The organism is Terrisporobacter sp. (assembly GCF_017888745.1).
Taxonomy (GTDB): Bacteria; Bacillota; Clostridia; order Peptostreptococcales; family Peptostreptococcaceae; genus Terrisporobacter.
The window spans coordinates 1-3,480 of the sequence record NZ_JAGHFM010000122.1 but is presented as its reverse complement, the minus strand read 5'-3'; the positions used below and the strand labels follow the sequence as shown (position 1 = coordinate 3,480).

5 protein-coding genes are annotated in these 3,480 nt (G+C 24.3%); 2 read left to right on the top strand and 3 right to left on the bottom strand.

The window, feature by feature from the left end:
- Both J7G74_RS05995 and J7G74_RS05990 read right to left on the bottom strand, forming a co-directional pair.
- Positions 1–614, bottom strand: a 614-nt coding sequence (locus J7G74_RS05995) for a hypothetical protein (protein WP_297133119.1), incomplete at its 3' end; no start/stop codon positions are given.
- A complete protein-coding gene (locus J7G74_RS05990; protein WP_297133117.1) occupies positions 607–1,134 on the bottom strand; it encodes a sigma-70 family RNA polymerase sigma factor in 528 nt (175 codons plus the stop codon). The genes J7G74_RS05990 and J7G74_RS05995, both read right to left, overlap by 8 nt.
- Positions 1,135–1,391: 257 nt before the next feature.
- Between J7G74_RS05990 and J7G74_RS05985 the strand changes: the two genes are divergently transcribed.
- Positions 1,392–2,006 carry a thermonuclease family protein gene (locus tag J7G74_RS05985; RefSeq protein ID WP_297133113.1) on the top strand — a complete coding sequence of 205 codons (615 nt, stop codon included), beginning with the start codon at positions 1,392–1,394 and terminating at the stop codon, positions 2,004–2,006.
- A 591-nt stretch (positions 2,007–2,597) separates the two neighbouring features.
- On the opposite strand, the gene J7G74_RS05980 is transcribed toward J7G74_RS05985, so the two are convergent.
- Positions 2,598–2,801: a hypothetical protein gene (locus J7G74_RS05980; RefSeq protein WP_297133111.1), complete on the bottom strand. Its 204-nt coding sequence runs from the start codon at positions 2,799–2,801 to the stop codon at positions 2,598–2,600.
- 437 nt (positions 2,802–3,238) lie between these two features.
- Between J7G74_RS05980 and J7G74_RS05975 the strand changes: the two genes are divergently transcribed.
- A partial coding sequence (locus tag J7G74_RS05975; RefSeq protein WP_297133108.1) for a sigma factor occupies positions 3,239–3,480 on the top strand: 242 nt, incomplete at its 3' end.

Below are 3,480 nucleotides of genomic sequence, written 5' to 3'. Positions count from 1 at the left end.
TATTTTATTGAATCTAGAGCTAAATCAATATTATCTGGAGTAATTTCTACCAATCCAAACTTCTTACCATCGCTTGCATTTATGATGCCGTTAGACATTTGATGGATAAAACTTACTACATCATATTCACTAGTAATTTTGACCACATCATTGCTATTACTTGATGAACTTTGACTTACTTTATAATTACCCATTGTAATGAATTCAACCTTATTATCTTCATTTAATACAGCTTTAGGTATTATAGTATCTATTTTTAAATAAGCAGATATCTTATCTACTTTAAGAAAAGCATTTATTTTTGATAAACCATTCATCAATATAGGTGAATAATGTGCTAGGACAGGATTATAGACACCTATTGATAAAATAACAATTAATATAGAGGCTGCTTTTATAAAATTATTTTTAAGTTTATCTTTCTTTATATCTTTTTCAGCTTTATCTATGGCTGATTTTATTAAACTATCTTTGTCAAAGCTATATTTTATACTGTCTATTTTTTCTTTATCTATGTGAAAATCATTCATCTCTTTATCTATTTCTTCTATAGAGATATCTTCAAACAATTCGCTGTCTAAATTATTATTTATGTCTTTTTTATTCTTAATCATTTATATAGCCCTCCTTCAGTAAATTTTTCATATCCTTTACTGCCTTCCTAAGGTGTGTTTTAATTGTATTTACAGGACGGTCTAAGATTGTTGATATTTCTTCTAATTTCAAATCATCTATGTATTTGAGTATAATTACATCTTTATATTTATCTTCCAATTCATCTATTGCATTGTATAAATCTATTTTCACATCTATATTATCATCATTATGAACTTTGGTAATATAGCTATTTTCATCATGAGATAACTCAATCATACCATTTTTTCTTAAATAATCATTTGCTACATTTATAAGAATTCTACTAATCCAAGTCTTGAAATACTGAGGTTCTTTTAAAGTTTTAATATTTCTATAGGCTTTGTATATGGTTTCTTGAACTATTTCTTTTGCATCTTCTTCATACTTACATCTTAAATAGGCTTCTTTGTATAGCCTGTCAAAGTAAATATTTATTAATTCTTCAAAAGAGTCTCTATCTCCCTTGATAGCTCTTTTTACTAATAATATATCTTCCATTTTTACTCCTTCCATTTGTTAGTTTTCATCCATTAGACGTGGTTAATTAACAAAAGGTTTTAATTATTTATAAAATACAGGAAAATTATATAGTAAAAAGGTAAAGTATTAAATTTAAAAAAATATTTAATTATAATAAAAAAAATTTATACTGGAACATTTATATAATTTATTAAAAAATTAAAACTTTTTTCAGTAGATTACAGTCTAATAAGTAATATCACAAGAACTAAACCTATAATGAATGGAGTGAAATTATGAAAAAACATGTTTTATTGTTATTAGCTATTATGTTTGGAATTACAGGGTGTAGTAAAAGTAATGAAACTACAAAATTAAAAGAAGAAAGTAATACTGAAAAATATGTACTATCAGATGATTTTATCAAAGCTAAAGTTGATAATGTACACGATGGGGATAGTATTTTTATTACATATGATGTTGATGGTGAACCATATTCAAAAGAACTTTATTTAGCAGGTATAGATGCACCTGAATTGATACACCCAATTTACAGTGAGATGCCTTTTGGAAAAGAAGCTAAAGAGAATTTAGAGAAAGTTATAAAAGAAAGTGGAGATATTTATATTGAAACAAATGAAGATGAAAAAACAAGTACAAGTGGGAGATTAATAGGATATGCTTATGCTAATTATGATGGTGAGTTAATCCAATTAAATGAAATGCAAGTGTCACAAGGTCTAGCTAGAGTTAGCGATAATTTAGAAAATGTAGTAGATATTACTATATTACAAGAAAACTACGATAAATTGGCTGAATCTGAGAATAAGTCAAAATCAGAAAAACTTAATATTTGGGGAATAGAAAATTTTGTATCTGATAAAGGATATGATAAGAAATATAAAAAATAATTATATTTTAATTAATCAAAGAAAGATGATACTAAAGTACATTTGAGAATTAATGTTAGAGTATGGATTTAAACATCATAAAGGATATGTGAATTAAGTCTATTAATTAAAAATAAAATAAATTTTAAATGATTAGAGCGATTATACTAAAATATATAGCTCTTTTTTTATTTCTTAATTCACAATATTAATATATTTCAAATTAATATAGATAAATAAATACTTTTTTTACAATATTTTAAATTGTGAAATAAAACTTAATAGATTAAAATTATAAAAAGTAAAAACATAAGGGTGTCCCAAAAATGTCACACCCTTTTATACTATTCATAATTCACAAACTATGAAATTGTAAAAAGGGGAGAATGGAATATGAGAATTTATTATAAATATTTATCATACGTATTCTTCATGAGACCTTTTCATTATAAATATATTAACGTCTTCATAATAATATATAGCCTTTTCACCTAGTTGTTGAATCTCTTCATTATAGTTAAGACATGCAGAAGCATATGCTATAATTAAGGTGATTGATATAAACTTTAGGTGCTTCTTTTTTATTTTTAAGTTATTCTTGTATTAAACATGTTATGAATTAATTATTTTAGAACGTTTTTTGATTAAAATTATAACCGTAGAACTTAAAATACTAACACTTAATAATGGTGATGATAACCATACTAAACCATTAGTATAATCTACGTCACTATCAAAGAAAAACCATGGTAAAAATAAACCAACTATACTTATTAAAATTAACCCAATAATTATTTTCTTATATTTATCCTCCATATTGCATTCAACTTCCATTATATATATTTTGATAAATTGTAGTAATTACAATAAATATAACCTAAAGACAAATTATTTATCTACTATTAAATCTACTCAGACATCTTTTCATATGGGATCAATTTATATTCTTAACTACACAATCTTTCAATATCTAATATTTTCACAAAAATTATAATTGACATAATAATAATGAAATAGTTAGGCGTAAAGGTATTAAGAAAAAGTTTCCCTGAAAAACAAGTATTACACGGGATATCTTTTTCTGTTAAAAATTTCAAAAATGATAAACTAAAATAAGATGTTTATTTTTAGGATACAAAAATAGATGGATGTGGTTATATAACAATATCTATCTATTTTTTTGTTTTTTGTCAGTTTTTTATGATAAACTTCGTATTAACATATGTAAAAGCTTTTACGGGGAGGAAATTGATTTGAAAGACAAATTAATAATTAAATATATAAAAAGATGCAATCCAAAGGGAATGGAAATGCTCATAGATAATTACAATGGATTATTGACATCTATAATTAGAACTCATCTAAAACCAATTGTAAATTATGAAGATGAATGTGTAAATGATGTACTTCTTGCTATTTGGGATAATATTGATGGGTTTAATGCAAAGGAAAGTTCTTTTAAAAATTGGATATGTGCAATTGCCAAATATAGAGC